Here is a 25654-nt window from a genome sequence, read left to right on the forward strand (position 1 = left end):
GCCACAGCTTGGCAGTTGGTGATCCGGGCCTCGGCAAGTATGATCCTTCACAAACTTGCGCAGAATAGAAGCCTATGTCCCTGATAGTTCTACTGCTTCTGCCATTCATTGGCAGCTGTCTGGCGGCTTTGCTGCCCCACAATGCACGTAATGCTGAATCGATTCTCGCTGGACTGGTCGCCCTCGTCGGCACCATCCAGGTAGCCTTGCTGTACCCGCAAATCGCCGACGGCGGGGTGATTCGCGAAGAATTCTCCTGGCTGCCCAGCCTCGGCCTGAACTTCGTCCTGCGCATGGACGGGTTCGCCTGGCTGTTCTCCATGCTCGTGCTGGGCATCGGCACCCTGGTGTCGCTCTACGCCCGTTACTACATGTCGCCCGAAGACCCGGTACCGCGCTTCTTCGCGTTTTTCCTGGCGTTCATGGGCGCCATGCTCGGATTGGTGATCTCCGGCAACCTGATTCAAATGGTGTTCTTCTGGGAACTGACCAGCCTCTTCTCATTCCTGTTGATCGGCTACTGGCACCACCGCGCCGACGCCCGCCGAGGCGCGTACATGGCGTTGATGGTCACCGGTGCCGGTGGATTGTGCCTACTGGCGGGGGTCATGCTGCTTGGCCATGTCGTCGGCAGCTACGACCTTGATCAGGTCCTGGCCGCCGGCGATCTGATTCGCGCCCACGCGCTCTACCCCATCCTGTTACCCCTGATCCTGATCGGCGCCTTGAGCAAAAGCGCACAGTTCCCCTTCCACTTCTGGCTCCCCCACGCCATGGCCGCACCGACACCGGTCTCGGCCTACCTGCACTCGGCAACCATGGTCAAGGCCGGCGTATTCCTGCTGGCGCGCTTGTGGCCGGCGCTGTCCGGCAGCGAAGAATGGTTCTACATCGTCAGCGGCGCCGGGGCCTGCACCCTGTTGCTCGGCGCCTACTGCGCTATGTTCCAGAACGACCTCAAGGGCCTGCTGGCCTACTCGACCATCAGCCACCTGGGCCTGATCACCCTGCTGCTCGGCCTCAACAGCCCGCTGGCGGCAGTGGCAGCGGTGTTCCACATTCTCAACCACGCGACCTTCAAGGCCTCGCTGTTCATGGCTGCGGGGATCATCGACCACGAAAGTGGCACCCGTGACATCCGCAAGCTCAGTGGCTTGATCCGCCTGATCCCGTTCACCGCCACCCTGGCCATGGTCGCCAGCGCCTCGATGGCCGGCGTGCCGTTGCTCAACGGTTTCCTCTCCAAAGAGATGTTCTTCGCCGAAACGGTATTCATCAATGCCACCGCCTGGGTCGAGACCAGCCTGCCGATCATCGCGACCATCGCCGGCACGTTCAGCGTCGCCTACTCCCTGCGCTTCACGGTCGACGTGTTCTTCGGCCCGACCGCCACCGACCTGCCCCATACCCCTCACGAGCCTCCACGCTGGATGCGCGCGCCGGTCGAGTTGCTGGTGTTCACCTGCCTGCTGGTGGGGATTTTCCCGGCCCAGGTGGTCGGCCCGCTGCTGGCCGCTGCCGCCTTGCCGGTAGTCGGTGGCACCTTGCCCGAGTACAGCCTGGCGATTTGGCACGGCCTCAATGCGCCGATGATCATGAGCCTGATCGCCATGTCCTGCGGCATCATTCTCTATTTGCTGCTGCGCAACCAGTTCAAGCACGGGCGCTTCAAGTACCCGCCGCTGATTGGCCGGTTCAACGGCAAGCGCCTGTTCGAACGCAGCCTGGTGGTGATGATGCGCCTGGCCCGCCGCCTGGAGCGACGGATCAGCACCAAGCGCCTGCAGGCACAACTGTTCCTGCTGGTGCTGGCGGCAGTGCTGGCCGGGTTGATCCCGATGCTGGGCAGCGGTATCAGTTGGGGCGACCGGCCGAAGATCCCGGGCTCGATTGTCTTCGTCACCCTGTGGCTGCTGGCGATTGTCTGCGCCCTGGGCGCCGCCTGGCAGGCCAAGTACCACCGTCTTGCTGCCCTGACCATGGTCAGTGTCTGCGGCCTGATGACCTGCATCACCTTCGTCTGGTTCTCGGCCCCGGACCTGGCCCTGACCCAACTGGTGGTCGAGGTGGTGACCACGGTGCTGATCCTGCTGGGCCTGCGCTGGTTGCCACGGCGGATCGAGGAAGTCTCGCCACTGCCAGGCAGCGAAGCCCGGGCCAAGGTTCGCCGTCTGCGCGACTTGCTGCTGTCGATCGCGGTCGGTGTCGGCATGGCGCTGCTGTCCTACGCCATGCTGACCCGCCAGACACCCAACGACATTTCCTCGTTCTACCTCAGCCGCGCCTTGCCCGAAGGCGGCGGCAGCAACGTGGTCAACGTGATGCTGGTGGACTTCCGCGGCTTCGACACCCTGGGTGAAATCACCGTGCTGGCGGCCGTGGCGCTGACCGTGTTCGCCTTGCTGCGGCGCTTCCGTCCACCCAAGGAAAGCATGCAACTGCCGGCGCAACAGCGCCTGCTGGCACCCGACGTGGTCACCGACCTGGTCAACCCGCGCCAGGCCAGCGACACCGCCCTGGGCTTCATGATGGTCCCGGCCGTGCTGGTGCGCCTGCTGCTGCCGATTGCCCTGGTGGTCTCGTTCTACCTGTTCATGCGCGGGCACAACCAGCCTGGCGGCGGGTTTGTCGCCGGCCTGGTGATGTCGGTGGCGTTCATCCTGCAGTACATGGTGGCCGGCACCCAATGGGTCGAGGCACAGATGAGCCTGCGTCCGTTGCGCTGGATGGGCACCGGGCTGTTGTTCGCCAGCGTCACCGGCCTCGGTGCCATGGTGGCCGGCTATCCGTTCCTGACCACCCATACCTGGCACTTCAGCTTGCCGCTGCTGGGTGATATCCATATTGCCAGCGCGCTGTTCTTCGACGTCGGCGTGTATGCCGTGGTGGTCGGTTCGACCCTGTTGATCCTGACGGCCCTGGCGCACCAATCGGTGCGTGGCCACAAACCGAGCAGCCAGCCCAAACCCATTGCCAAGCCAGGAGCTGCCTGATGGAAGAAGTCATCGCAATTGCCATTGGTGTACTGGCGGCCTCCGGGGTCTGGCTGGTACTGCGTCCGCGGACCTTCCAGGTGGTGATGGGCCTGTGCCTGCTGTCCTACGGGGTCAACCTGTTCATATTCAGCATGGGCAGCCTGTTTATCGGCAAGGAGCCGATCATCAAGGACGGCGTGCCCCAGGACCTGCTGAACTACACCGATCCCCTGCCCCAGGCGCTGGTACTCACCGCCATCGTCATCAGCTTTGCCATGACCGCGCTGTTCCTGGTGGTGCTGCTGGCATCCCGGGGCCTGACCGGCACCGACCATGTCGATGGCCGGGAGCCTAAAGAATGAACTGGATGCAACATCTGATCGCCGCCCCCATTCTCCTGCCGTTACTGACGGCGGCCTTGATGCTGCTGCTGGGGGAAAAACATCGCCCACTCAAGGCCCGGCTCAACCTGTTTTCCAGCCTGATCGGCCTGGGGATCTCGGTGATGCTGCTGTACTGGACCCAGCAACAGGGCGTCCCCAACTCCATCGGTGTGTACCTGCCCGGCAACTGGCCGGTGCCTTTCGGCATCGTGCTGGTGGTCGATCGCCTGTCGGCCTTGATGCTGGTCCTGACCGGTATCATCGGCGTCAGCGCCCTGCTGTTCGCCATGGCCCGCTGGGACGGGGCCGGGGCCAGTTTCCATGCGCTGTTCCAGATTCAACTGATGGGCCTGTACGGCGCTTTCCTGACGGCCGACCTGTTCAACCTGTTCGTGTTCTTCGAAGTACTGCTGGCGGCCTCCTATGGCCTGATGCTGCACGGCTCGGGCCGCACCCGCGTATCCGCGGGCCTGCACTACATCTCGATCAACCTGCTGGCCTCCTCGCTGTTCCTGATTGGCGCGGCGCTGATCTACGGCGTCACCGGCACCCTGAACATGGCCGACCTGGCGCTGAAGATTCCCCTGGTGCCCGAAGCCGATCGTGGCCTGCTGCATGCCGGCGCAGCAATCCTCGCGGTGGCGTTCCTGGCCAAGGCCGGGATGTGGCCACTGAACTTCTGGCTGGTGCCGGCCTACTCCTCGGCCAGTGCGCCGGTGGCGGCGATGTTCGCGATCATGACCAAGGTCGGCGTCTACACCCTGCTGCGCCTGTGGACCCTGCTGTTTTCCGGGCAGGCCGGAGCCTCGGCGTATTTCGGCGGTGACTGGCTGATCTACGGCGGCATGGCGACCATTGTCTGCGCGGCGCTGGCGATCCTCTCCGCGCGCCGCCTGGAACGCATGGCCAGCTTGAGCATCCTGGTCTCGGCCGGCATCCTGCTCTCGGCCATCGGCTTTGCCCAACCGAACCTGGTGGCAGCGGCGTTGTTCTATCTGGTCAGCTCGACCCTGGCCCTCAGTGCGCTGTTTCTCCTGGCGGAACTGATCGAGCGCTCGCGCACGGCGGTGGAAATCCCCCTGGACGACGAAGTCGAAGCGCTGCCACGTCCACTCGGAGCAAGCCCGCCGACCAAGGGCATCAACCTCGACGACGAACAGCAAGCCGTGGTCGGCCAGGTGATTCCCTGGACCATGGCCTTTCTCGGCCTCAGCTTCATTGCCTGCGCCCTGCTGATCATCGGCATGCCGCCACTCTCGGGCTTTATCGGCAAGCTCAGCCTGCTCAGTGCCCTGCTCAACCCGCTGGGGCTCGGCGCGTCCTCGGGCCAGCCGGTGTCGACTGCGGCCTGGTGCCTGCTCGCGCTGTTGATCCTGTCCGGGCTGGCTTCGCTGATCGCGTTCTCGCGCCTGGGCATCCAGCGTTTCTGGACCCCGGAAGAGCGCCAGCCACCGGTCCTGCGGCGCCTGGAGTGCGTGCCGATCATCGCCTTGCTGGGCCTGAGCATCTTGCTGACCTTCAAGGCCGAACCGCTGATGCGTTTCACCCAGGCCGCCGCCGACACCCTGAACAATCCCCAGCAGTACGTCATGGCCGTGCTCGGCACCCGCGCCGTGCCTAGTCCGGAAGCCCAGGCCGCCGCGCAGGAGGTGCACCCATGAGGCGTCTGTTTCCGGCTCCCTGGCTATCCCTGGCGCTGTGGGTACTGTGGTTGGTACTGAACCTTTCAGTCAGCCCGGGCAACCTGTTGCTCGGCGCGCTGCTGGGCTTCTGTGCCCCGCTGATGATGCGCAAGCTGCGCCCGCTACCGATCCGCATCCGCCGCCCGGGGGTGGTCCTGCGCCTGTTCCTGCTGGTGGGGCGTGACGTGCTGGGGTCGAACCTGGCGGTGGCCTGGAGCGTCCTGAACGCCAAGCGACGGCCGCCGCGCTCACGGTTCGTCAAGGTGCCGCTGGACCTGCGCGACGCCAACGGCCTGGCGGCGCTGTCGATGATCACCACGGTGGTGCCCGGCACGGTCTGGTCGGAGTTGGCACTGGATCGCAGCATTCTGCTGCTGCATGTGTTCGACCTGGAGGACGAGGCGCAATTCATCGAGCATTTCAAGGCGACCTACGAGCGCCCCCTGATGGAGATCTTCGAATGAGTGCCCTGCTCTCGAATGCGATTGTGTTCAGCCTGTTCGTGTTTTCCCTGGCCATGGTGCTGACCCTGATCCGCTTGTTCAAAGGCCCCTCGGCCCAGGACCGGGTCCTGGCGCTGGACTACCTGTACATCATCGCCATGCTGATGATGCTGGTGCTGGGCATCCGCTATGCCAGTGATACCTACTTTGAAGCGGCGCTGCTGATTGCGCTGTTCGGCTTCGTCGGCTCCTTTGCCCTGGCGAAATTCCTCCTGCGCGGCGAGGTGATCGAATGAACCAGGCTTCTCAATTGCCACTGTGGGTCGAGATCACCGTGGCCATTTTGCTGGTCATCAGCAGCCTGAGCGCCCTGATCGGTGCCATCGGCATGGTGCGCCTGAAGGATTACTTCCAGCGCATGCACCCGCCCGCACTGGCCTCGACCCTGGGGGCCTGGTGCGTAGCGCTGGCGTCGATCATCTATTTTTCGACGCTCAAGTCCAGTCCGGTGCTACATGCGTGGCTGATCCCGATACTGCTGTCGATCACCATGCCGGTGACGACCCTGCTGCTGGCGCGCGCGGCGTTGTTCCGCAAGCGCATGGCGGGCGATGACGTGCCGGCTGAAGTCAGCAGCCGGCGCAACGAGAGCGGTAGTTGAGAGGCTGATTCAGACCCAGGCGACGGTCAGCAGCCCCGCTCCCAGGACTACGCACAGAGGGGAAAAGGCCCAGGTGTCGAGGCGCGCGAACTTCGACCCGACCTGCTCCTTGAAGAACCCCACCAGGTCCGAATCACCAATGGCCCGGGCAAACATCAGCAGGGCAATCGCGCTGATCAACCATTGCAGCGACCAATGTTGAATCTGTGGCACCAGCAGTCCCACTCGCAAGCTCACCATCAGGGCAATCAGCAGCAGCCCGACGGCTACTGCCAGGGTGCCCAGTGACGAAGGTTTGAAGGCCGGGCGCAACCCCTTGCCCTCGGGCGTCGGGACGTAGGGCACTACCGCATCATTGGCCCATTGACCACCCAGCGCCCAGTACACATGGATCAGGCTGATCACCACAAATGCTCCTGCAAGCCATTGAGCAAGCACGAAGGTCATGATCGAGTTTCCTTGAATCGTTGGCAGAAAAAACAGCCTAGACCAGACTAATCCTCAATGCTTTGCGATTTATCAATGAAACGCCGATCGGTATGAGCAATATCTTCGTGCCCCGCAGTTCGCTTACGCTGCGCAGGCCTGGCTGCCGCGCTGCCAGTTCAGGTCGGTAAAGTGGATCGGTGCCTGAGCGATGTCAGGACCGCCTGGCGCAGGAAAAACGCCAGCCGCTGCTTATTCAGTCAATTGACTGCAGTAGAGGGTCCAGTGATCGCGGGACGAGGTTTATCGGGCGGGCGGTTCCTGCAGTTGCTGCAATTCTCGGCGCACCATGCTGGCGTACTCCGCCGGGCGCAACAGGTAGAGCTGTGAAGCCACCCAGTTCAGCCAGGCACCTTGCATGACCGCCTTTTCGGCGAACAACTGCAGTGCATGGGCGTGGGCGCGTGCCTGGTGCTGCTGATGAAAATCAGCCCGGGACAGGCTCATTACTCACTGGCCTTGAACGACACCAACTCACCCTTGCGGAACTTCGCTGCCTTGGCGGTAACGGCCTTCAGGGTCTTGGTCAGACCTTCCTGCAGTTGCTGATGCGCAGCAAACACGGTGACCACGCTATGGCCTTCCTTGAACACGATGGCTTGGCCATCGGCAGTGGTGACGAACGCGTAATCACCCAGGCCGTAGACCGTCAGTTTGATTTCGCGAAACTTGATTTCCAACTTGCCGCCTTCGCGGCTGGGTAATACCGCGGCGCGAAAATGATCGCCGACCTTGAGTTCAAGGCGCTGTTTGTCATCCACCACCAGGGCCGACTCGGTATCGATCTCGGCGACGTAGATACCTTCGGGGTTTTGCTCGGTGATGTAGACGAAACGAGATTGAAACTGCTTAACCAGCTTTGCGCGCAAATCACCCAGCACAAACAAAGCGTGCATATCGAGATTACTTACTGCCAACGAAATATCCCCACATCAGAAATGACACTGCCGGCAGAAAAACAGGCAGCAAAAAAACGGCCGTACCGAAGATGTCGCAACAATGGCCCAGGCTGTCATCGTGAAGCCGGTAGAGCACCGCTTCATCGCAAGGCACGAGCAGGCTACTGGATAACCACTCGCACCGTCGTCTCTGGCAGTCGTCGGATGTTGAAGGAAATGTTCCTTCTAACGATCAGAGAATACTGGACTATCAACTTTAGGGAAAAAGCTCATAAAAAAAAGCATTTTTCTGACATATAGCCTGAAGAAAATTGCTTTAGATGAGCACCTACCTCCAGTCAGTGGAGGATTCTAGAGCAGCCAAGCGCTCCTAGACTACTGAAAGTGACGTGCGACCGTCGGCAAACCATAGAAAAGGAATTCCTATGTACTCACAACACCTTGCCAGCCTAATCACCAGCAACCGCCACTATTCGCCACAGACCGTTCACGACGGGACTTGCAGGGCGATCGGCGAGCTTTTTCCAGCACCGCTTCAATTGCGTTATCAAGTCATACTCGCTGGGAATGGCTTCTTTCATATCACAGAAACCGCTACAGGTCGTGTAAGGGGTTTCCGTATGAGCCACAACGAAGCCTGTGCCCTCGCCCGCACCTTCGAAGCCAGCCACTAAGTAACCGCCCTGTAAACCGGCGCAGGTGTTTCGTCATACCAATGACATAACTGCGCCGCCTCCCCGCAACAACTGCCATACTGCCCGACCATTGAGACCCAGCCTCCTCGGCGGACTGCGTTGCAATCAATAGAATAATTTCCAAGGGAAGGCGCACGTGACCGAATTTGATATCGGCGAGTTTTTCATCCGGGGCGAAGCCAGAGAAATCGACGGCGAATTCCAGGCAGTGATTGTTATGCGTGCCAAACCACCGCTGACCACCATCACCTATCACCAGGTCGAAAAAGACCGCTGGTTCAAGACCTGCGAAGTGGCTGCCGTCGCGGCCATGGAGTCGGCCAAGGCCCTCAAGCTCGCCGTCGATCAAGGCGCCCTGAAGAGCTGATCAGACTTTCGCTGCTGCGGCCCGTGGCCTCTCGGGCTGCCCGGCATTCAACTGCGCCAACCAGGCATCCTTGCAGGCTTGCGCCTCTGTGCGGCTGCCAAAGGCCGTTCCGTACTGCTCGCCATTGAGCAGGACCACCCAGCACACTGCTTGCCCCAACGCCCGCAACCCGGCAGGCACACCACTGCCAATCATCACGGCAACATCGACCTTACATTGCATGAACCCCCCTCGGGATATTCATTAGCTTCCTATCAATAGGCCTATGGTAATGAATAGCCGAACGGGGAAATAGCGATGTGCCTGCACTATTTAGTTGCGTAACCGGTAACAATCGCGCGTAGGAGCGAGCTTGCTCGCGATGGACGTTAACGATGACGCGTATAACCTGAACAAACGCGCTGTCTTTGAGTTCATCGCGAGCAAGCTCGCTCCTACAATGACCAGCATTACGCCAAACGCAAAAATCGCAACCTGCAGCAACGTCCGCCTCGGACGCTGTTGCAAGTTGCGATTTGTTTGCGGCAACCCTCTAAGGGTGACCCGCGCGAATCAAGCTTGACGCTGGTGCTTGTCGATCTGCTCGTGACGTTCTTGAGCTTCGATGCAGTACTTGGTGGTCGGGCTGATCAGCAGGCGCTTGAGGCCAATAGCCTCGCCGCTGTCGTCGCACCAGCCAAAACTGTCGTCAGCGATGCGCTCCAGGGCACGTTCCAGCTGAGGCAGCATGCGCTGGTCACGGTCAATGGCGTTCACCAGCCAGGTGCGCTCTTCTTCGACCGAAGCCGCGTCAGCCGGATCTGCCGGGGTGTCCAGGCTTTCAATGGCGATGCGGTTCTGCTCGATACGCTCGTGGGTTTCCACCTTCATGTTTTGCAGCAGCTCAGTGAAATAAGCCTGTTGCTCGGCATTCATGTAGTCATCCGCCGGCATGGCCAGCAACTTATCCTTTGTCATTGATTTCTCTATAAAAAATACGTGCATTAAGGCGAATCAGGATGCGTTCCGGTCAACCTGCCAGGTTTCGCAAAGGCGCCATACATTCCAAGCGCCACCCAGCAGTCAATTTACGAGGGGGCGGCAGTCTAAGGCCGAGGGGCGGCCTCAGCAACTGAAAAGACAGGGAATTTGTCTGACAAAGCCCTTAAATTGCTCTGCGGCAAGCTTTGGGCGTTTATCGGAGTGCGTTTATAGCAAGAAATTCAACCCAGCGGCTGTATATAGAAGACAAACGGCGACAGGCGCCCGCCAGAAGTGTTCAAGGCCAGTCATTTAGCGCTAGATTCTGTCCCTAGCCCCGCCACTCTCCAAGGAGTTGTACATGAAGCTGATCGGAATGCTCGATTCACCTTATGTAAGACGTGTCGCCATCAGCCTCAAGACCCTGGACATCCCGTTCGAGCACGCCTCGATTTCGGTGTTCCGCGGTTTCGAGGCGTTCCAGGCGATCAACCCGGTGGTCAAGGCGCCCACGCTGGTGCTGGACGACGGCGAAGTGCTGATGGATTCGACCCTGATCATCGACTACCTGCAAGCCCTGGGCAGCCCGGGTAAAAGCCTGATGCCGGCGTCCCTGGATCAGCGCCTGCGCTCCTTGCGGCTGATCGGCCTGGCATTGGCCGCGTGCGAGAAGTCGGTGCAGATCTATTACGAACGCAACTTGCGCCCCGCCGAGAAACAACATGCGCCCTGGCTGGAGCGGGTCAGCGGGCAATTGCATGCGGCGTACTCGGCACTGGAGCGGGAACTGGCCAGGCAACCACTGCCCATGGATGGCACCTTGCAACAGGACGGCATCACCCTCGCCGTAGCCTGGAGCTTCACCCTGCTGGTGGTGCCCGATCAGGTCGACATCACGCAGTTTCCACTGATCAGCGCATTTACCGCGTATGCCGAACAGCAGCCGGCGTTTATCGAGACCCCGATGACCTGAGGCCTCGCCTGATGCTTGCCGCTCCCGGCCTGCCCGCGATGGCCTTTCAGATATCGCCATCGCGGTATAGGTATCTACACAACTGTGGTGCGACGTTGCACCTGTGGGCCTCTGGGGTGTTGGATTAGACCGAGTACATATCCATTTCTTCGGTAACGGCCTCCTATGGTTCCGCCTGACGGCGGCTCACTTTTGGACAGCGCAAAAGTAAGCAAAACGCTCTTGCCCCACCACTCGGCACCTCGCTTAGGCTCGGTGTGCCCTCACTCCGGCTTGAATCCGTGGGCCGCCGCCACGCGCCATCCATGGCGCGGGGCGGCTAACCCGGCGTCCTGCCGGGTTACCCACGGCTTCAAGCCTGCGTTCGGCCAGCGTGGTTAACGGGGCGCCCAGGATCAAAAGCCAGAGCCAGAGCCAGAGCCAGAGCCAGAGCCAGATCAAAAGATTGCTGACTTCGTCAGCGTCTTAGGAAGTAGAAGCCACACCGCGCATGCCCCAGCGATCAGGTCGGCTTTAAGGCCGCCTCGCTTTGTTTTTGATCCTGGGCGCCCCGTTAACCACGCTGGCCGGAGTCCGATATTGATTTGGGGGGTAAACCGGCAGGACGCCGGTTTAGCCGCACTGGGCCAGGGAGGGCCCATTGCGGCGGCCCCCCAAATCAATGTCGGAGTACGGGCATGCCGAGCCTAAGCGAGGCACCGAGTGGTGGGGAAAGAGCGTTTTGCTTACTTTTGCGCTGTCCAAAAGTGAGCCGCCGTCAGGCGGAACCATAGGAGGCCGTTACCGCAGAAATGGATATGTACCCCGCCTAATCCAACCCCCCAGAGGCCGCCACGCAAGCAAGCTCCCTCGCCCCAGGCCGCTACAAATTTGTGTAGATACCTACGGCCATCGCGAGCAAGCCTTGCACCTAGCGCCCACCTGATTATTTGACGAACGGTCATCCGAGTGTTCAGATACCGCCCAGTTTCAGGTGTCTCATGCCGCCGTGCATGAGGTGAAACGGGAAACCGGTGCGCCCTTTCAGGGTTAGTCCGGTGCTGCCCCCGCAACGGTAAGCGAGTGACGCGTTCGACAGACCACTGGGCCCAAAGGCCTGGGAAGGTGAACGCTTCGAGCCTCGCAAGCCCGGAGACCGGCCTGGAATTTCTGTTTGGCAAACCTGCGGTGGGCGGGCATGGGCCGGTATTGGCGCGTGTCCGGTACTTTCTCCTGCGTGCTTCTGCGAAGATTTTTTTCGAGAAGACCAAAAATGACTCAGATTCCAACTCCTTCCAGCCAGGACCAGCGTCCTGCGCGACTGTATGCCTGTGGCGCCCTGCTCTGCCTGATCAGCCCACCCGCCCTGGCCGACACCTCGGCCATGACCCTCGACCAGCAACTCGTCAGCGCCCCGTCGGTGGAATCCACCACCGTCGCCGAAATGGCGCGGTTCGGCAGCAAGGTCGAGATCATCGACCGCGCCCGGATCGAACGCGCCGGCCCCGACGCCGACATCACCCGCGTGCTGCAGATGTCAGTGCCCGGCCTCTACGTCGCGCCGAAAAACGGCCCCTTCGACTACGCCAACTATTCGCTGCTGGGTGGGCGCAACGACGACACGCTGATCCTGCTCGATGGCGTGCGCCTGAACAATCGCCTGTACGGTGGGCTCTACCTCGACACCCTGCCGGCCAATGCCATCGAACGCATCGAAGTGCTCAAGGGCGGACAAAGCCTGCTGTTCGGCACCCAGGCCGTGGCCGGGGTGATCAACATCGTCACCCGCAGCGCCCAGACCCGCGAGACCTCCGGTGAAGTCAACATGGGCCTGGACAGTTTCATGGGCCACAGCGGCGACGCGCGCGCCGAACAGATCGTCAGCAACGGCTTTGGCGACCTTGGCTTGCTGGCGTACGTCAGCCACAACGTCTCCGACGGCTACCAGCCATTTCGCAGCAGTGACATGCGCAGCACCGCCACCGACCGCAAGCGCGGCTACGAAGTCAGCACCTTTGGCGCCAAGGCCACCCAGGCCTTCGGCGACGATTCGCGCCTGGAACTGTTCTACCAGTACAGCGACGCCAACCTGGACTTCGCCCGCCCCACGGACAACCGCAACACCAGCAACGACCGGGTGCAACAGATCGCCACGGCGACCTTCGAACAGCAGGTCAATCAAGACCTGAGCTACTTCCTCAAAGGCCACGTCAACGACTGGGACACCCGCTACACCCGGGTCTACAACCTCGAAGGCGGCGGCACCCGGGTGCTCAATCACAACGACTACTGGGGCTTCACCGACTGGGGCCTGCAGGCCGAGGGCAAGGCCGAACTGCCCGATGGCCACGTACTGGTGTTCGGCAGCGACAACCAATGGTTCAAGGGCCAGGACGATGTCATGGTCATCGACAACCAACAGGCCGAAGCCCACGCGCTGTATACCCAATTGCGCCCGGTGATCGCCGCGCTACCGGACTGGCACCCGAGCATCGGCGTTCGCCAGGAGCACCTGAGCGGCGGTGAAAGCGCCACGGTCGGCATGCTCACCTCACTCTACGACCTGACGGAGCACTGGGCATTGCGAGGCCAGTTCGGCAGCGCCTACAAGCTGCCCAATGCCGAGCAGTTGTACGTCAACGAACCTGGCGAGGAGATGGGCAATCCCAACCTCAAGGCCGAGAAGAGCCGCAATGCCGAACTCGGCCTGGATTACCGGGGCACCCTGCTAGGCCGCGAATTCAGCGCCAGCGTCACCGGCTTTCGCCGGGAAATCGATGACCTTATCACCCTCGACGGCGACCAGTGGGTCAACGGTGATGGCGAGATCCTGGTGCGCGGTATCGAAGTCGACGGCCAATGGCAGCTCAATGATCGCTGGAGCCTGCAAGGCGACATGACCCGCAACTTGGTGGAGGGCCGCAACGGCGTGACCATCAGCAACATCCCGAGCTTCTTCGCCCGCTCACGCCTGGGCTATGAGTCGGACAATCGCTTGTGGGGGGCCGGAGGGTCGCTGCGCTACATCCGTTCGGTGGTCAGCGCCAAGGACGTGGATTACGGCCACTACTCGGTGGTCGATGCCGATGCCTATCGCTACCTGGACAACGCCCGGCGCCACCGCCTGAGCCTGCTGGTGGAAAACCTGTTCGACCGTGACTACGCCACCAGCATGACCACCGGCAGCCCGTCCGTGGAGAACCTCGGCCGGCCGTTCACCACCGAGGTGCGTTACACCTACCGTTTCTGAGGGAGTGCTTGCCATGGAAAATGACGTCAACGGCGTGCCGAGCGATCCGGCCTGGTCGAGCATCCCGCCGCACGCCCGCCAGGTGTTCTTGTGCACCGGGCCGCGGTGTGTGGCCAGGGGTTCCCTGGCGCTGTGGAAAACCCTGCGCCGGGAATTGCTCAAGCATGACCGGATCGAAACACCGGCGGGGGTCCTGCTGACCCGCACCGGCTGCCAGTTCCCCTGCAACCTGGGGCCGGTCCTGACCGTGTACCCGGATGCTTGCTGGTACCGGGTGCGCGATGACCAGGAGGTAAAGCAACTGGTGGACGGGCATCTGGTGGCGGGTGGGGTGGTCGCGCACCTGCTGATCGGCGCGCCTGCAGGAGATCCGTCCAATGCTTAGGCGACTGCTGCTCAGTGTGTCGCTCTGTGCCCCGCTACCCGCACTGGCGCAGACCTACGACAACTGCGGGACAACCCGGGAAATCGAACAGGCACCGCAACGAATCATCGCGCTCAACCAGCACAGTGCCGACACCTTGCTGGCCTTGGGAGCCGGACCGGCGCTGATTGGCGTGGCCTATATCGACGATGACAATGTGGCGATCGAACAAGGCGCCTACCGCGGCATCCCCCTGATCTCCAAACGTTATCCATCGGCCGAGGTGCTGTACACCCAGCACGCCGACCTGGTGGTGGGCGGGTTTGCCTCGGCCTTTGCGCAACACCTGAGCTCACGGCCGATGCTGGCTCGCCAGGGCATCGCCAGTTACCTGCTGGAGTCCGCCTGCGACCAGCGCTCGCTGGATTTTTTCGCGCACATCCGTGCCGACCTGCAAACCCTCGGCGCTCTGCTGCAACGCCCCGGGCAGGCGCAGCAATTGAGCGCCGCCCTCGACGCCGACCTGGCCCGGGCCGCGGCGCTGCACAGCGGTGCCAAACCGTTATCGGTGTTCTACCTCGATAGCGAGGCGGACGGCCTGGACAGCGTCGGCAAAAACGCCTTCGTCACGGCCCTGCTCAGCGCCGCCGGGGCGCGCAACACCTTCGCCGAGGTCGACCTGGGCCGCCTGAGCGTGAGCCGCGAAACCTTGCTCGACAGTGACCCCGACGTGCTGTTGCTGGCCGACGCCGTCTGGTCTCCGGCCAGCCGCAAGCGTTATCTGCTGCGCCACGACCCGGTGCTCTCGCAACTGCGGGCAGTGAAGGAAAACCGCATGCTCGACGTACCATTCGCCCACCTGGTGCCAACGTTCGCCAGCGGGCGCGTGGCGCTGGAGTTGGCGCAGCGTTTAAAGGAGATACGCATGGAGCTGCTACGGGACCCCTATGGCCACGCGCTGGACCAGCCCGTCGGCGTGGCAGATGACGCGGTTGCGGCCGGTGGTCTTGGCGGCGTACAGCGCCAGGTCGGCGTCGCTGAGCCATTGCGTGGCGTCGCTGTGCATCGGGTTGAACGCCGCCAGGCCGATGCTCAGGCTGACTTGCAGGGTCGGGCTCTGTTCATAGCCCAGGCCCGAGAAACGGTCGCGCAGGGCGTCCATCGCCTGGACCGCATGGGCCAGCGGCACGTCGGGGAGGATCACGCAGAACTCGTCCCCGCCGTAACGCCCTGCGACGTCCGTGGCGCGCAGGTTCTGCTTGAGGATCTTGCTCAACTGGCGCAGCACAATGTCCCCGGCGACATGCCCGTAGGTGTCGTTGATCGACTTGAAGTGATCGATGTCGATCAAGGCAATCGCCCCGCCGGCCTGCTGACGCTGGCAGCGCTGGAACTCGATTTCCAGGGCGTCTTTCCAGGCCCCGTGGTTCAGCAGCCCGGTCAGGCTGTCGGTGCGACTCAGGGCCAACAGTTCACGTTTGCTTTTGCCCAGGGCATGGGTCTGGCGAAAGCAGATCCAACCGAGTGCCAGTGGGTAGAAAGTCAGCAACGGCAAGCAGGCATACATCTGCAAGGAACTGGTCGGCGGGATGAAGGCCGGCAGGAACAACAACAGCCCAAGCCCCAACCCCAGCAGTTGGGCCAATAGACCGGCGAGCAGGAAGCGCAAACCGCCAATGGCCACGTTGTTCATGGCCATCATCGACAGTGTGGCAACGCTGGGTAACGGGTTGAACTGCATGGCCGCCACCCAGAAGCCGCCCATGAACGAGTCAAGCAACAGGTTGCGATATTCCGCGCGATACGGCACCGCCGAGCGGCGGGTCCACTGGTACGCCAGGTGCGGCCATACCAGGCCGTTGAACAGCATCAATGCCACCAGCCAGACCGGCGGCTTGAGCGGCAGCAGCGCCGCACCCACGCACAACAGGCCCAGCACCAGGCCGAGGGAGCGCGAGGTGTACAGCCTCTTGGCCATTGAAAGTCCCTTTCCTGCAACAGGTTGCATAGGGGGCCAAAGCTCCTCTTGGTACGGCAGATGGGAACCCTGCGACAGCTAGTCCCGCAGACGGCAACACATCGGAGTCTATCAGGGCAACGTCAAATTGCCATCACCGTCCAGCAGCCAGAAAAAGCCGGCCCAGCCTACCCTGCGCCGAAAGATTGACTATAAATGACAGGGACTCATCGCACCGCTGGCGCGGGTGTGCGGCACGACGAAAAACGAGGAGGAGCATGCACACCTACCAGGTTCTGATCATCGGCAGCGGTTTTGGCGGCCAGTGTGCGGCAGTCAATCTGCTCAAGGCAGGTATCGACGACTTCCGTCTGCTGGAGCGGCGTGATTTTTCTGGCGGCACCTGGTGTCAGAATACCTACCCCGGCGCCGCAGTCGATGTGCCCTCCCCGCTCTACTCCCTGTCGTTCGCCTCCTGGCCCTGGACGCAGATGTTCGCCGAGCAGGCCGAGCTGCACCGCTACACCCAACATGTGGTCGAGCACTACCAACTGCGTGACAAGGTCGAGTTGCAGGCCGATGTCGAGCGGGTCGAATGGGACGACAACGCCCGGCAATGGCAGGTCTTCACCCGTGGCAAAGGCACCTTCCGGGCGCAGTTCCTGATCAACGCCTCCGGACCGCTGAGCCAACCGGTGATCCCGGCGTTCGAGGGCCTGCCACGTTTTGCCGGCAGCACCTTTCACAGCAATGCCTGGGATCACCGCTACGACTACCGCAACAAGCGGGTCGCCATCGTCGGCAGCGGTGCCAGCGCGGCGCAGATCATTCCCAGCATTGCGCCGCAGGTCGCCCACTTGCATGTGTTCCAGCGCACCGCGCATTGGGTGCTGCCCCGCGCCGACCGCAGTTTCGGCCGCTTCCAGCGCTGGCTGCTGGGACTCAAGCCGGCCTACAAGCTGCTGCGCTGGCTGATCTACTGGCAATTCGAAACCCGGGTGATTGCCTTCAAGTATTCGAAAACCGCCCTCAAGCTGGTGCAACGGCAAGCGCTCAATCATCTCAAGCGCCAGGTGCCGGACCCGCAGCTGCGACAAAAGCTCACCCCGGACTTCACCATCGGCTGCAAGCGGGTGATTCTGTCCAGCACCCTGTACCCGGCGCTGAGCCGCGCCAACGTTACCCTGCACGGCCGCGACCAGGGCATCGCCGCACTGGACGAACGGGGCATCCGCACCCTCGACGGCCAGCACCTGGAGCTCGACCTGATCGTCTGGGCCACCGGCTACGACGCCACCGACGGGGTGATCAATTATCCGGTGCTGGGTAAACACAGCACTCGCCTGAGCGACGTCTGGGCGCTCTACCCACGCGCCTACCTGGGTACCAGCCTGCCGGACTTTCCCAACCTGTTTATCGTCACCGGCCCCAACACTGGCATTGGCCATACCTCGGCGCTGTTCATCATCGAGTCGCAGATGAACTACATCCTCGACTGCATTCGCACCCTCAAGGCGCAGGGCCTGCGCAGCATAGAAGTACGCAAGGAGGCCGAAAGCGCCTATACCGAAATGATCCACCAGCAGATGCAGCGCACCGTGTGGAAATCCGGTGGCTGCCACAGCTGGTATCAAAGCAAGAGCGGTCACGTGATCGCGATGTTTCCCGGATTCAGTTTCAGCTACCACCAACTGACGCGCCGACTGAAACCGGGCGACCACATCCTGTCCTGACGAGTACTGGGGAGAACGCGATGGTAATTGTGCTGATCCTTGCGCTGCTGCTGGCCTACTGGACCTGGCGCACCTGGCCGCGTCTCGGCCACCTGCTGTACGACGCCAGCACGGCGTTGGAGGCGCGCCTGTATCGCCTGGAAAAAATCACCATGCCGATTGCCGAAATGGGCATGGTCACCTACCAGGGCGGGCCTGACACGCCGGACCGGACCCTCCTGCTGCTCCACGGCTACAGCGCCGACAAAACCATCTGGCTGCGCTTCGCCCGGCATTTTGTCGACGACTGCCGGGTGATCATCCCCGACCAGGCCGGGCATGGCGAAACCGGGTTCAAGGCCGGTGGCGGCTATGACATCCCGACCCAGGCCGAACGGATGATCCAGTTGCTCGATGCCTGCGGGATCGGCAAGGTCCACGTGATCGGCAATTCCATGGGCGGCTACGTCGCCGCGTGGCTGGCGGCCGCCCACCCAGGACGTATCGCTTCGCTGACGCTGATCGACCCCGCAGGCCTGAGCTCGCCCGAGCCCAGCGACATGGAGCGGTTGCTGGCCGCCGGCATTAATCCGTTCCTGATCCACTCGCCAGCCGACTTCAAGCAGCTCTATCGGATGACCATGGCATCCCCGCCCTGGGTCCCGGGCGTGGTGCTGGCGGCCATTGCCGAACGTTACCAGGACCGGCGCGAAGAGCTGGCGGAGATCTTCGAGGACTTTCACGCCAGCCAGCCGATCGGCTCCCGGCTGGCGCAGATCCATGCTCCCACCTTGCTGCTGTGGGGGCGCGAAGACCGCTTGCTGCATGTCAGCAGCGCCGAGGTCTGGGCCAAGGGCATCGCTGGCGCCCGCCTGGAAATCTGGGACGGTATCGGCCACATGCCGATGGTCGAACGCCCGGCGCAGACTGCAGCCTTGTTTCGGCAGTTTCTCGAGCGCCCGCGGCGTTAGCCCGCCGCCAGAGGGCAGTCGAAAAACTACTGATACGCGCAGCCGACAGCTAGAGACGTGATAACGAGCTGTGCAGCAGTCGTTTGCAGAATGAAGTTCGGAAGAAACTTCGTTTGCAAGCCTCGCCAGCGCCGAACAGAATCGGCCTACTTCACTGTCACTGCGCCGGGATTTCTATTCATGAGCAACCAGAACGTCGTCAGCCCTGACCTGATCCGCCAACGCTTCTCGCGGGCGATGTCGGACATGTACCGCGAAGAAGTGCCGCTGTACGGCGCCTTGATGGAGCTGGTAGCCCAGACCAACGCCCAGGTGCTGGAGCAGGATCCGGCCATCGCCCGGCGACTGCGCGCGACCGGTGAAATCGACCGCCTGGACCTCGAGCGCCATGGCGCGATCCGCGTCGGCAGCGCCAGCGAACTGGCCACCCTGTGCCGGCTGTTTGCGGTAATGGGCATGGAGCCGGTGGGTTACTACGACCTTACCCCGGCCGGGGTGCCGGTGCATTCCACGGCGTTTCGCGCGGTGCATGAAAGCGCCCTGCAGATCAGCCCGTTTCGTGTGTTCACCTCGCTGCTGCGCCTGGAACTGATCGCCGACCCCGAGTTGCGCGCCTTTGCCGAATCGGTGCTGGCCCGGCGCTCGATCTTCACCACCCAGGCCCTGGAACTGATCGACCAGGCCGAACAGCAAGGCGGTCTCGACGAAGCCCAGGCCGAGGCGTTTGTCGAACAGGCACTGGAGACCTTCCGCTGGCACCACCACGCCACAGTCACCGCCGCGCAGTACCAGCAACTGAGTGCCCAGCACCGGCTGGTCGCCGATGTGGTGGCGTTCAAGGGCCCGCACATCAACCACCTGACTCCGCGCACCCTGGACATCGACATCGTGCAGGCGCAGATGCCCAGTCATGGCATCACCCCCAAGGCCGTCATCGAAGGCCCACCCCGTCGCCAGTGCCCGATCCTGCTGCGCCAGACCAGCTTCAAGGCGCTGGATGAAGCCATCGCCTTCACCGACCAGCAGCAGGCCAGTGGCAGCCACAGCGCGCGCTTCGGCGAAATCGAGCAACGCGGCGCTGCCCTTACGCCCCAAGGCCGGGCTCTTTATGACCGGCTGCTGAATGCCGCCCGCGACGAGCTGCAGGACTTCCCCAACGAAGCCAACGCCGAACGCTACAACCGCCTGATGCACCAGCACTTCGAAGCGTTCCCGGACAGCTACGCCGCCCTGCGTGAGCAAGGCCTGGCCTACTTCCGGTTTTTCGTCACTGAACAAGGCCGCGCCGCCCCTGCCCAAGCGCTCGCGGGCCTGAGCCTGGACGCTTTGCTGCAGGCCGGTTTCCTGCGGTTCGAGCCGCTGGTGTACGAGGATTTCCTGCCAGTCAGCGCCGCTGGGATCTTCCAGTCGAACCTCGGCGATGCCGCCCAGACCCACTATGCACAGCACTCCAACCAAGCCGCGTTCGAGCAGGCGTTGGGGCGTTCGACCATCGATGAGCTGGGGTTGTATGCGCAAACGCAGCAACGTTCGCTTGAAGAGTGTTACGCGGCGTTGAATCTGCTAGCGCGAAACTGAGGCACGAACATTCAGAAATGTTGTACATCTGAATGTTGTTTGTCGAACTTTTTAGAGAGGAGTTCGCCCAGTGTCATGACCTGGCAATCCTTGCACTGGTAAAGAGCCATAGCACTGGGCGAACGGCGGTGATTTTAATGCAAGTTGGCAGATATGTCCGGTGACAAATTCTGAATAAATGTGCACGACATATTTCAACAGAATTCATAAGCGAAAAAAAACGAAACCCGGTATGGGGTCACCATCACCGGGTCTGGTTTTATCGTGCGGCAATAAATCTTAGTGTGCAGTGGTGACCTTCAGCACGTCGGTGTAGACCACCACCACGCTCTGGTCGACCTTGAGGTTTTTGAGCTTGGCCTGCAGCTCAGGTTTTTCCACGGTCACGGTCTTTTTCAGGCCTGCCGGGTTCTGCAGCGTTACCTGGTTTTTCGCCAGGTCAATGGCGGTGATTTTCAGCTGGACCTTGACCTGACGGTAGGCGGTGCCGCCTGGGTTCGGATTGTTCTCGGTGGCGCGCATTTCGCCGACCCGCTCAACCGAGCCTGGCAGGCTCTTGTCGACATCGGTATCAAGGAACGTGCCGACCGAACGGATAACGTCCAGTTGCACCTTGTCACCGGCCTTGAGGTTGCCCAGGTCCTTGGCTTTGTCGCTCAACTGGATGTGCACCGGCTTGCCTTCGGCGCCTTCGAGTACCACTTCATGATTGGCTGCATCGACGGAAATCACCTTGGTGATTACCTGGTTGGCCTCCACTACTTCCGACAGTGGAATATCCGCAGCGTAGGCACTGAGGCTGCCGGTAGAAAGCAGGGTGGCAAGTGTGATGGCTTTGGTCAGTGTATGGAGCTTCATGGCGATACATTCCCTGTGCAATAAAATATGGGCAGTGACTTACTACGCAAGCCTAAAGTCTTGTGTGTCGAGTGAGCATAGACATAGATCAGCACTTTTCCTAAAACATTCCTGAACAGGGTCGCGGACTGCGACTGACCACTCAATAACCGGTCATTTCCAGGTAACCGGTGCCCGGGTGAGTGCCACTCACTTGCACCGGACCCTCCCAATAAGGAATGCGCAAGGCCATCCAGGCCCTGGGGTTCAGCGCCGCGACCCGAATGTCCACCCCCTCGCCCGCCACCTTGAGCGACCACTGGGTTGGCAACTGGCGCCCCGCCACCTCGCTACGAGCCAAGGGCGTCAGGCTGATGTCCTGGCGTGACAAGCTCCGGCTGCTGCCGTCCGGGTTGATCCAGGTGCCATTGAGGTAGCCTTGCCCGTCTTTCTCCCGGACCCGGAACAGCATCAGGTGCGCGCCACTGTCCAGGTGCAGGGAGAACCAGTCCCAGCCGCTCTGCCCGGCCAGCAATGGCTGGCTGCTCCACTCCCGGTCGAGCCAGGCCGGGCCGCTGACCTGGTAACGCACGCCGTCGATCTCCAGGGTGCCGCGCGCCTGGAAAAACGGCTGGCTGTAGTAGTACGAAGCCTGGCCCTGCTCGGACTTGCGACTGAAACCCTGCTCGCCCTGCAGCACCAATGGCCGGTTGGTCGTCAGTTGCAGTTGATAGGCAAAGCCCGCGCCACTGGCCTGCACCTGCATCTCGGCCAGCGGTTCCTGGGCATCAGCCCGGGTGCTCAGGCGCCAGTCATCGATCCACGCATCAAAGGGCACGCCCTGCACCCCGGCCTGACCCACTGCGCCGCGCGCGTAGCGTTCGCCAGCATGGTGCACGGTGGCCGAGGTCACGGCGGCGTGCCCCAGCCAGATCACCTGGCTGGCCCAACCTGGTTGTTCGGGACCGGGCTTGAGCGCGTTGCGAAACAGCGTCCACTGCACTCCGAACTCCCGCCCCTGGGCATCCTTGAGATTGGCCGTGAGGTACCACCATTCAATGCGATAGCCGTCGTGGGCGGCGTGATCGGCGGGAAAGCTCAACGTGCGTCCGGGTGTCACCTGACTGAAGGCTGCCGCGTCGCTACCCAGGCCGGCGAACCCCTGGTCGCCCGACGGCTCATCGCACCCGGTCAATCCCAGCACCAGCAGCAACGCAGACAGCCGGTTAATTTTCATGGGCAAATCGCCTGAGCAAGTCCGCAGGCTGGCTGCGGTACAGCTTGAACAAGGGCCAGGCCGAAGCCAGCAGCGTGGCCAACAGCGCCAACCCCATCAGTTGCGCCAATTGCAGGGGAAACACCCGCAACGGCAGGCGCCAGCCGAATGCCTGCACATTGATCACCGTGTCCAGGCACCAGGCCAGCGCGATGCCCAGGGGCAACGCCAGCACCAGGGTCAGCAACGCCAGTAGCCAGGTCTGCCCGAGGTTGAGCAGCATCAACTGGCGGCGGGTCACCCCCAGCGCCCACAGCGGTGCCAATTGCCCGAGACGACTTTCGCTTTGGGTCAACAGGCTGATGAACAAAGCCACGCCGGCGACCCCCAAGGTCAGGCTATTTAGCGCCGCGGTGGCGGCAAAGGTGCGCTCGAAGACCTCGCTCGACCAGCCCTTGAGTCGGGCCTGGTCGACGATGCGGCTGTCATCCAGGGCAAAGTCCCTGTGCAAGGCACTGACCAGCGCGGGAATCCGTGCCGGCTGCAGCCGCAGATTGAAACGACTGGGGGCCAGCCCTGGCCAATGCCGTAGCAACTGCTGGGCATTCACCAACAGGTGCCCCTTGGGATTGCCGTAGTCGGCGTAGATCCCGATCAATTGTACCGACCACGGCCCCTGGGGCGTGGCAATGCTCAGGTGATCGCCCAGGCGCACCTTGAGCCGGCGTGCCAGTTGCTCGCTGAGCATCAGCCTGTCCCCCGTCGCCAACTGGTCCCAGGGTTGCTCCCCCAGGGCTTCGAGCAAGGGCCAGTGCGCACGGTAGCTGGGGTCGTCGATCACCCCGTAGAGGTCCGCCGGCCAACCTTGCAGCGACAGCGCGACCTGCCAACTGGGCAACACCGCGTCAAGGTTTTGCCGGGGCAGCCAGTCCTGCAAAGCAGTGGCCTGCGCCGGGCTCTGCGGATTGACGTAGAGCTCGGCGCTGAGCCGTTGCTCCAGCCAGTCATTGAAGGTCAGGCGAAAGCCGGCGGTCATGCTGCCAGCCCCGATGTTGGCGGCCAGTGCCAGCAGCAGCGCCATCAGGGCCAGGCTCAGGGCCGGCAATTGCTGGCGGCAATCGGCGAGAAACCACTGCCCGAGTACCGAACGCCGGCGCCGCGCCAACAGATTCAGCAGCGCGTCGAGCAGCACCGGTAAACCCAGGGCTGCCCCCAGCAGCAGCGCTGCCATCAGCACAAAACCACTGGCCAGGCTGTCGCCCCAGCCCCATGCCAGCAGGCCAATCACCGCAGCCCCCAGGGCGACCCAGGCCTGGCGTCGCAACCAGCGGGCGTGGGCCTGGTGCCAGGCCTGCGGATTGGCCAGCGCCAGCAGTGGCATGCGCGCCGCACGCCGCAGGCTGTTGCCCCCCGCCAGCAAGGCGCCCAACAGGCTCAAGCCCAGGCCACTGAACCACCACCAGGGGCTGAGGCTCAACTGCCCCGCCACCTCGGCGCCGTACAACCCACGCAGGCTGGCGGCAACGTCGGGCAGCAAGACACTGGCCAGCAGGTAACCACTGGCCACCCCCAACAGACCGCCGAGCAAGGCCAGGCCTGCCAGTTCCAGGCACAGGCAGCCGATCAGCGTCCGCCCGCTCACACCGCAGGCGCGCAGGGTCCGGAACAGGCCTCGGCGCTGCTCCAGGGCCAGGCCGATGGCGGCGTGGACGATAAACAGGCCGACGACAAACGACAGCACGCCCAAGGCATCCAGATTCAGGTGAAAGCTCTCGGTGAGCCGCGCCAGATTGTTTTCTTCGCCACTGTGTTTGAGCTGCAAGCGCGCACCCAGTGAGCCGGGCAACGGCGGCGCGCTGGCGGCAAATTCCTTGGGCAGCAGCAGGCGCGAAAGCTGCCCGGGCAATTGCAGCACCTGCTGCGCCACGCCGATGTCCACCAACAGCACGCCGGGCGCCATGTCGGCTTGCCCGTGCAGCGCCGGCAAGGTGCGACCCGTGGTGGTCAACGGCCGGTCGCCTTCCTTGAGACCCAGGGCCTGCAAGGTTGTCGGGGCAATCCAGGTCCGTCCCGGCGGGCTGACAAAGTCGACCATCTGCTCAAGCTTCAGGGTTTGTCCGGCCAGCGCCGAGCCGATGGGTAACGACAGGGGCTCGATGCCCAGTAGTTGCAATCGCTGGTCGGGCTGATCCTTGAGCTGGATCCGCGCCTGCAACACTGGCGACACTGGCCAGCCCGCCCGGCGCAACTCGACGAACAGCTGTTGTCCGAAGGTTGCGCCATCGACGGCTGCGAGGCTGGCCTGGGGTTCGCCGCCGATCAACTGACTGGCCCGGGCGTAGCTGTCGCGCGCCTGGCTGTTCAGCGCCTCGACCCCAGTCAGCAGGCCGCTGGCCAGCCACAAGCCGGTGAGCACACTGAACAACTGCACCGGGTGCCGGCGCCAGTGACTGAGCAGCGCCCGTAAGGTTTCCCGCCAGACTTTCATGACCGCGGGCCGGAGTCGACCAGGCGTCCGCCGTGCAACACCACCCGCTGCGCCAGCCGCGCCGCGATCCGCGGACTGTGGGTGACCATCAGCAAACTGCTGGGGCTGTCGGCGAGCAGTTCGAGCATCAAGTCGAGCACCTCATCGCTGGTGCTTTCATCGAGACTGCCGGTGGGCTCGTCGGCCAGCAACAAGGGCGGTCGCGAGGCCAGCGCCCGACCCAGCGCCACGCGCTGCTGCTGGCCGCCGGACAATTGTTCCGGGTAGCGCTTGAGCAGATCCCCCAGGCCCAGGCGTTCCACCAGTTGCGCCTGCCAGGCCGGATCAAGGCGCCCGGCCAGACGCGCCTGGAAGGCCAGGTTGTCTTCCACGCGCAAGCTGCCGATCAGGTTGAACTGCTGGAACACCAGGCCGATTTCAGTGCGTCGCCAGTGGGCCCGCTGGCGTTCGTTCATCCGCTCCAACGGCTGCTGGTTGATCCGGATGCTGCCGCGATCGACCTGGTCCAGCCCGGCCACCAGGTGCAGCAGCGTGCTTTTTCCACTGCCCGACTCGCCCATCAGCGCCAGGCTACTGCCCTGTTCCAGGCGCAGGTCGACCCCCAACAACACCGCCAAGGGTCCCTGGGCGGTGGCGTAGCTCTTGAACACCCCTTGAACCTCCAGCATGGGCAACGCTCGCTCGGTGACAGAGAGCTCAAGGATAGCGGACCGGGTCATCGGCCCTGCATGGTTTTTGTCGTTTGACGATTGCCGGGGTGCCAAGTGCGCGCCCTAAG

General features: G+C 62.6%; 24 protein-coding genes, 1 pseudogene and 1 riboswitch. Of the genes and pseudogenes, 15 read left to right on the forward strand and 10 right to left on the reverse strand.

Annotated elements, in window-relative coordinates; genetic code table 11:
• Positions 1-74: 74 nt before the first annotated feature.
• From PspS04_RS17140 to PspS04_RS17165, 6 genes are read left to right on the forward strand one after another with little or no spacing between them, the layout of a single operon-like run.
• Complete coding sequence (locus PspS04_RS17140) at positions 75-2993, forward strand: monovalent cation/H+ antiporter subunit A (protein ID WP_159996787.1); 2919 nt, start codon at positions 75-77, stop codon at positions 2991-2993.
• Positions 2993-3337: a Na+/H+ antiporter subunit C gene (locus PspS04_RS17145; RefSeq protein ID WP_005789164.1), complete on the forward strand. Its 345-nt coding sequence runs from the start codon at positions 2993-2995 to the stop codon at positions 3335-3337. The genes PspS04_RS17140 and PspS04_RS17145 overlap by 1 nt, the downstream gene beginning before the upstream one ends.
• Entirely contained in the window at positions 3334-5019 is a 1686-nt protein-coding gene (locus PspS04_RS17150) for a monovalent cation/H+ antiporter subunit D (protein ID WP_159996789.1), read from the forward strand. Before PspS04_RS17145 ends, PspS04_RS17150 begins: the two co-directional genes overlap by 4 nt.
• Positions 5016-5504 carry a Na+/H+ antiporter subunit E gene (locus tag PspS04_RS17155; RefSeq protein WP_159996791.1) on the forward strand — a complete coding sequence of 163 codons (489 nt, stop codon included), beginning with the start codon at positions 5016-5018 and terminating at the stop codon, positions 5502-5504. Before PspS04_RS17150 ends, PspS04_RS17155 begins: the two co-directional genes overlap by 4 nt.
• Positions 5501-5779 (forward strand): K+/H+ antiporter subunit F, encoded by a 279-nt coding sequence (locus PspS04_RS17160; protein ID WP_095171447.1) that lies wholly within the window; start codon positions 5501-5503, stop codon positions 5777-5779. The genes PspS04_RS17155 and PspS04_RS17160 overlap by 4 nt, the downstream gene beginning before the upstream one ends.
• Entirely contained in the window at positions 5776-6144 is a 369-nt protein-coding gene (locus PspS04_RS17165; protein ID WP_095171449.1) for a Na+/H+ antiporter subunit G, read from the forward strand. Before PspS04_RS17160 ends, PspS04_RS17165 begins: the two co-directional genes overlap by 4 nt.
• A gap of 9 nt (positions 6145-6153) precedes the next feature.
• Here PspS04_RS17165 and PspS04_RS17170 read toward each other — a convergent pair whose 3' ends face one another.
• From PspS04_RS17170 to PspS04_RS17180, 3 genes are all read right to left on the reverse strand, one after another.
• On the reverse strand, positions 6154-6591 hold the full coding sequence (locus PspS04_RS17170) for a DUF3995 domain-containing protein (protein ID WP_095171451.1): 438 nt from the start codon (positions 6589-6591) through the stop codon (positions 6154-6156).
• Between the two features lie 282 nt (positions 6592-6873).
• Positions 6874-7077, reverse strand: a complete 204-nt coding sequence (locus PspS04_RS17175; RefSeq protein WP_159996793.1) for a hypothetical protein — start codon at positions 7075-7077, stop codon at positions 6874-6876.
• Positions 7077-7526, reverse strand: coding sequence for a hypothetical protein (locus PspS04_RS17180; protein WP_095171455.1), 450 nt, complete (start codon positions 7524-7526; stop codon positions 7077-7079). Before PspS04_RS17180 ends, PspS04_RS17175 begins: the two co-directional genes overlap by 1 nt.
• Before the next feature lie 428 nt (positions 7527-7954).
• Between PspS04_RS17180 and PspS04_RS28130 the strand changes: the two genes are divergently transcribed.
• Both PspS04_RS28130 and PspS04_RS17185 read left to right on the forward strand, forming a co-directional pair.
• The gene (locus PspS04_RS28130) at positions 7955-8203 is read left to right on the forward strand and encodes a hypothetical protein (protein WP_401131024.1); all 249 of its coding nucleotides are present in this window, start codon (positions 7955-7957) and stop codon (positions 8201-8203) included.
• Between the two features lie 157 nt (positions 8204-8360).
• On the forward strand, positions 8361-8591 hold the full coding sequence (locus PspS04_RS17185; protein ID WP_095171458.1) for a hypothetical protein: 231 nt from the start codon (positions 8361-8363) through the stop codon (positions 8589-8591).
• On the opposite strand, the gene PspS04_RS17190 is transcribed toward PspS04_RS17185, so the two are convergent.
• Positions 8592-8813 carry a hypothetical protein gene (locus tag PspS04_RS17190; protein ID WP_159996795.1) on the reverse strand — a complete coding sequence of 74 codons (222 nt, stop codon included), beginning with the start codon at positions 8811-8813 and terminating at the stop codon, positions 8592-8594. It lies immediately after the preceding gene.
• Positions 8814-9143: 330 nt separating this feature from the next.
• Positions 9144-9548 carry a TraR/DksA family transcriptional regulator gene (locus tag PspS04_RS17195; RefSeq protein ID WP_095171462.1) on the reverse strand — a complete coding sequence of 135 codons (405 nt, stop codon included), beginning with the start codon at positions 9546-9548 and terminating at the stop codon, positions 9144-9146.
• Between the two features lie 364 nt (positions 9549-9912).
• Here PspS04_RS17195 and PspS04_RS17200 point away from each other — a divergent pair, with 364 nt between their 5' ends.
• The 4 genes and pseudogenes from PspS04_RS17200 to PspS04_RS17215 form a co-directional block, all read left to right on the forward strand.
• A complete protein-coding gene (locus PspS04_RS17200) occupies positions 9913-10524 on the forward strand; it encodes a glutathione S-transferase (RefSeq protein ID WP_159996797.1) in 612 nt (203 codons plus the stop codon).
• A gap of 954 nt (positions 10525-11478) precedes the next feature.
• Positions 11479-11682, forward strand: a riboswitch (cobalamin riboswitch).
• Between the two features lie 205 nt (positions 11683-11887).
• A complete protein-coding gene (locus PspS04_RS17205) occupies positions 11888-13753 on the forward strand; it encodes a TonB-dependent receptor plug domain-containing protein (RefSeq protein ID WP_237235025.1) in 1866 nt (621 codons plus the stop codon).
• A gap of 13 nt (positions 13754-13766) precedes the next feature.
• Positions 13767-14138 carry a (2Fe-2S) ferredoxin domain-containing protein gene (locus PspS04_RS17210; protein WP_159996801.1) on the forward strand — a complete coding sequence of 124 codons (372 nt, stop codon included), beginning with the start codon at positions 13767-13769 and terminating at the stop codon, positions 14136-14138.
• Positions 14131-15039: pseudogene (locus tag PspS04_RS17215) on the forward strand (ABC transporter substrate-binding protein); the annotation flags it as partial. The gene PspS04_RS17210 and the pseudogene PspS04_RS17215, both read left to right, overlap by 8 nt.
• 12 nt (positions 15040-15051) lie before the next feature.
• On the opposite strand, the gene PspS04_RS17220 reads toward PspS04_RS17215, so the two are convergent.
• Entirely contained in the window at positions 15052-16125 is a 1074-nt protein-coding gene (locus tag PspS04_RS17220) for a diguanylate cyclase (RefSeq protein WP_095171886.1), read from the reverse strand.
• A gap of 227 nt (positions 16126-16352) precedes the next feature.
• Here PspS04_RS17220 and PspS04_RS17225 point away from each other — a divergent pair, with 227 nt between their 5' ends.
• The 3 genes from PspS04_RS17225 (at position 16353) to hglS (ending at position 20335) form a co-directional block, all read left to right on the forward strand.
• The gene (locus PspS04_RS17225; protein WP_159996803.1) at positions 16353-17807 is read left to right on the forward strand and encodes a flavin-containing monooxygenase; all 1455 of its coding nucleotides are present in this window, start codon (positions 16353-16355) and stop codon (positions 17805-17807) included.
• A 20-nt stretch (positions 17808-17827) separates the two neighbouring features.
• Complete coding sequence (locus PspS04_RS17230) at positions 17828-18757, forward strand: alpha/beta fold hydrolase (protein ID WP_159996805.1); 930 nt, start codon at positions 17828-17830, stop codon at positions 18755-18757.
• A 180-nt stretch (positions 18758-18937) separates the two neighbouring features.
• Positions 18938-20335: a 2-oxoadipate dioxygenase/decarboxylase HglS gene (gene hglS / locus PspS04_RS17235; protein WP_174244584.1), complete on the forward strand. Its 1398-nt coding sequence runs from the start codon at positions 18938-18940 to the stop codon at positions 20333-20335.
• Positions 20336-20614: 279 nt separating this feature from the next.
• On the opposite strand, the gene PspS04_RS17240 is transcribed toward hglS, so the two are convergent.
• From PspS04_RS17240 to PspS04_RS17255, 4 genes are all read right to left on the reverse strand, one after another.
• Positions 20615-21193: a hypothetical protein gene (locus tag PspS04_RS17240; protein WP_159996809.1), complete on the reverse strand. Its 579-nt coding sequence runs from the start codon at positions 21191-21193 to the stop codon at positions 20615-20617.
• A 142-nt stretch (positions 21194-21335) separates the two neighbouring features.
• Positions 21336-22409: a lipocalin-like domain-containing protein gene (locus tag PspS04_RS17245; RefSeq protein WP_159996811.1), complete on the reverse strand. Its 1074-nt coding sequence runs from the start codon at positions 22407-22409 to the stop codon at positions 21336-21338.
• Positions 22399-24876 carry an ABC transporter permease gene (locus tag PspS04_RS17250; RefSeq protein ID WP_159996813.1) on the reverse strand — a complete coding sequence of 826 codons (2478 nt, stop codon included), beginning with the start codon at positions 24874-24876 and terminating at the stop codon, positions 22399-22401. The genes PspS04_RS17245 and PspS04_RS17250 overlap by 11 nt, the downstream gene beginning before the upstream one ends.
• Entirely contained in the window at positions 24873-25544 is a 672-nt protein-coding gene (locus PspS04_RS17255; protein ID WP_159996815.1) for an ABC transporter ATP-binding protein, read from the reverse strand. Before PspS04_RS17255 ends, PspS04_RS17250 begins: the two co-directional genes overlap by 4 nt.
• Between the last annotated feature and the right edge of the window lie 110 nt (positions 25545-25654).

The sequence above is a fragment of the Pseudomonas sp. S04 genome (assembly GCF_009834545.1).
GTDB lineage: Bacteria > Pseudomonadota > Gammaproteobacteria > Pseudomonadales > Pseudomonadaceae > Aquipseudomonas.

What these genes read in the sequence shown, in the direction of transcription:
- PspS04_RS17155 (WP_159996791.1), top strand. Translation starts at nt 5,016, where the DNA reads ATGAGGCGTCTGTTTCCGGCTCCCTGGCTATCCCTGGCGCTGTGGGTA.
- PspS04_RS17245 (WP_159996811.1), bottom strand. Translation starts at nt 22,409, where the DNA reads ATGAAAATTAACCGGCTGTCTGCGTTGCTGCTGGTGCTGGGATTGACC.
- PspS04_RS17160 (WP_095171447.1), top strand. Translation starts at nt 5,501, where the DNA reads ATGAGTGCCCTGCTCTCGAATGCGATTGTGTTCAGCCTGTTCGTGTTT.
- PspS04_RS28130 (WP_401131024.1), top strand. Translation starts at nt 7,955, where the DNA reads ATGTACTCACAACACCTTGCCAGCCTAATCACCAGCAACCGCCACTAT.
- PspS04_RS17170 (WP_095171451.1), bottom strand. Translation starts at nt 6,591, where the DNA reads ATGACCTTCGTGCTTGCTCAATGGCTTGCAGGAGCATTTGTGGTGATC.
- PspS04_RS17250 (WP_159996813.1), bottom strand. Translation starts at nt 24,876, where the DNA reads ATGAAAGTCTGGCGGGAAACCTTACGGGCGCTGCTCAGTCACTGGCGC.
- PspS04_RS17255 (WP_159996815.1), bottom strand. Translation starts at nt 25,544, where the DNA reads ATGCTGGAGGTTCAAGGGGTGTTCAAGAGCTACGCCACCGCCCAGGGA.
- PspS04_RS17195 (WP_095171462.1), bottom strand. Translation starts at nt 9,548, where the DNA reads ATGACAAAGGATAAGTTGCTGGCCATGCCGGCGGATGACTACATGAAT.
- PspS04_RS17175 (WP_159996793.1), bottom strand. Translation starts at nt 7,077, where the DNA reads ATGAGCCTGTCCCGGGCTGATTTTCATCAGCAGCACCAGGCACGCGCC.
- PspS04_RS17200 (WP_159996797.1), top strand. Translation starts at nt 9,913, where the DNA reads ATGAAGCTGATCGGAATGCTCGATTCACCTTATGTAAGACGTGTCGCC.
- PspS04_RS17205 (WP_237235025.1), top strand. Translation starts at nt 11,888, where the DNA reads ATGACCCTCGACCAGCAACTCGTCAGCGCCCCGTCGGTGGAATCCACC.
- PspS04_RS17165 (WP_095171449.1), top strand. Translation starts at nt 5,776, where the DNA reads ATGAACCAGGCTTCTCAATTGCCACTGTGGGTCGAGATCACCGTGGCC.
- hglS (WP_174244584.1), top strand. Translation starts at nt 18,938, where the DNA reads ATGAGCAACCAGAACGTCGTCAGCCCTGACCTGATCCGCCAACGCTTC.
- PspS04_RS17240 (WP_159996809.1), bottom strand. Translation starts at nt 21,193, where the DNA reads ATGAAGCTCCATACACTGACCAAAGCCATCACACTTGCCACCCTGCTT.
- PspS04_RS17150 (WP_159996789.1), top strand. Translation starts at nt 3,334, where the DNA reads ATGAACTGGATGCAACATCTGATCGCCGCCCCCATTCTCCTGCCGTTA.
- PspS04_RS17145 (WP_005789164.1), top strand. Translation starts at nt 2,993, where the DNA reads ATGGAAGAAGTCATCGCAATTGCCATTGGTGTACTGGCGGCCTCCGGG.
- PspS04_RS17140 (WP_159996787.1), top strand. Translation starts at nt 75, where the DNA reads ATGTCCCTGATAGTTCTACTGCTTCTGCCATTCATTGGCAGCTGTCTG.
- PspS04_RS17210 (WP_159996801.1), top strand. Translation starts at nt 13,767, where the DNA reads ATGGAAAATGACGTCAACGGCGTGCCGAGCGATCCGGCCTGGTCGAGC.
- PspS04_RS17180 (WP_095171455.1), bottom strand. Translation starts at nt 7,526, where the DNA reads ATGCACGCTTTGTTTGTGCTGGGTGATTTGCGCGCAAAGCTGGTTAAG.
- PspS04_RS17225 (WP_159996803.1), top strand. Translation starts at nt 16,353, where the DNA reads ATGCACACCTACCAGGTTCTGATCATCGGCAGCGGTTTTGGCGGCCAG.
- PspS04_RS17190 (WP_159996795.1), bottom strand. Translation starts at nt 8,813, where the DNA reads ATGCAATGTAAGGTCGATGTTGCCGTGATGATTGGCAGTGGTGTGCCT.
- PspS04_RS17230 (WP_159996805.1), top strand. Translation starts at nt 17,828, where the DNA reads ATGGTAATTGTGCTGATCCTTGCGCTGCTGCTGGCCTACTGGACCTGG.
- PspS04_RS17220 (WP_095171886.1), bottom strand. Translation starts at nt 16,125, where the DNA reads ATGCAACCTGTTGCAGGAAAGGGACTTTCAATGGCCAAGAGGCTGTAC.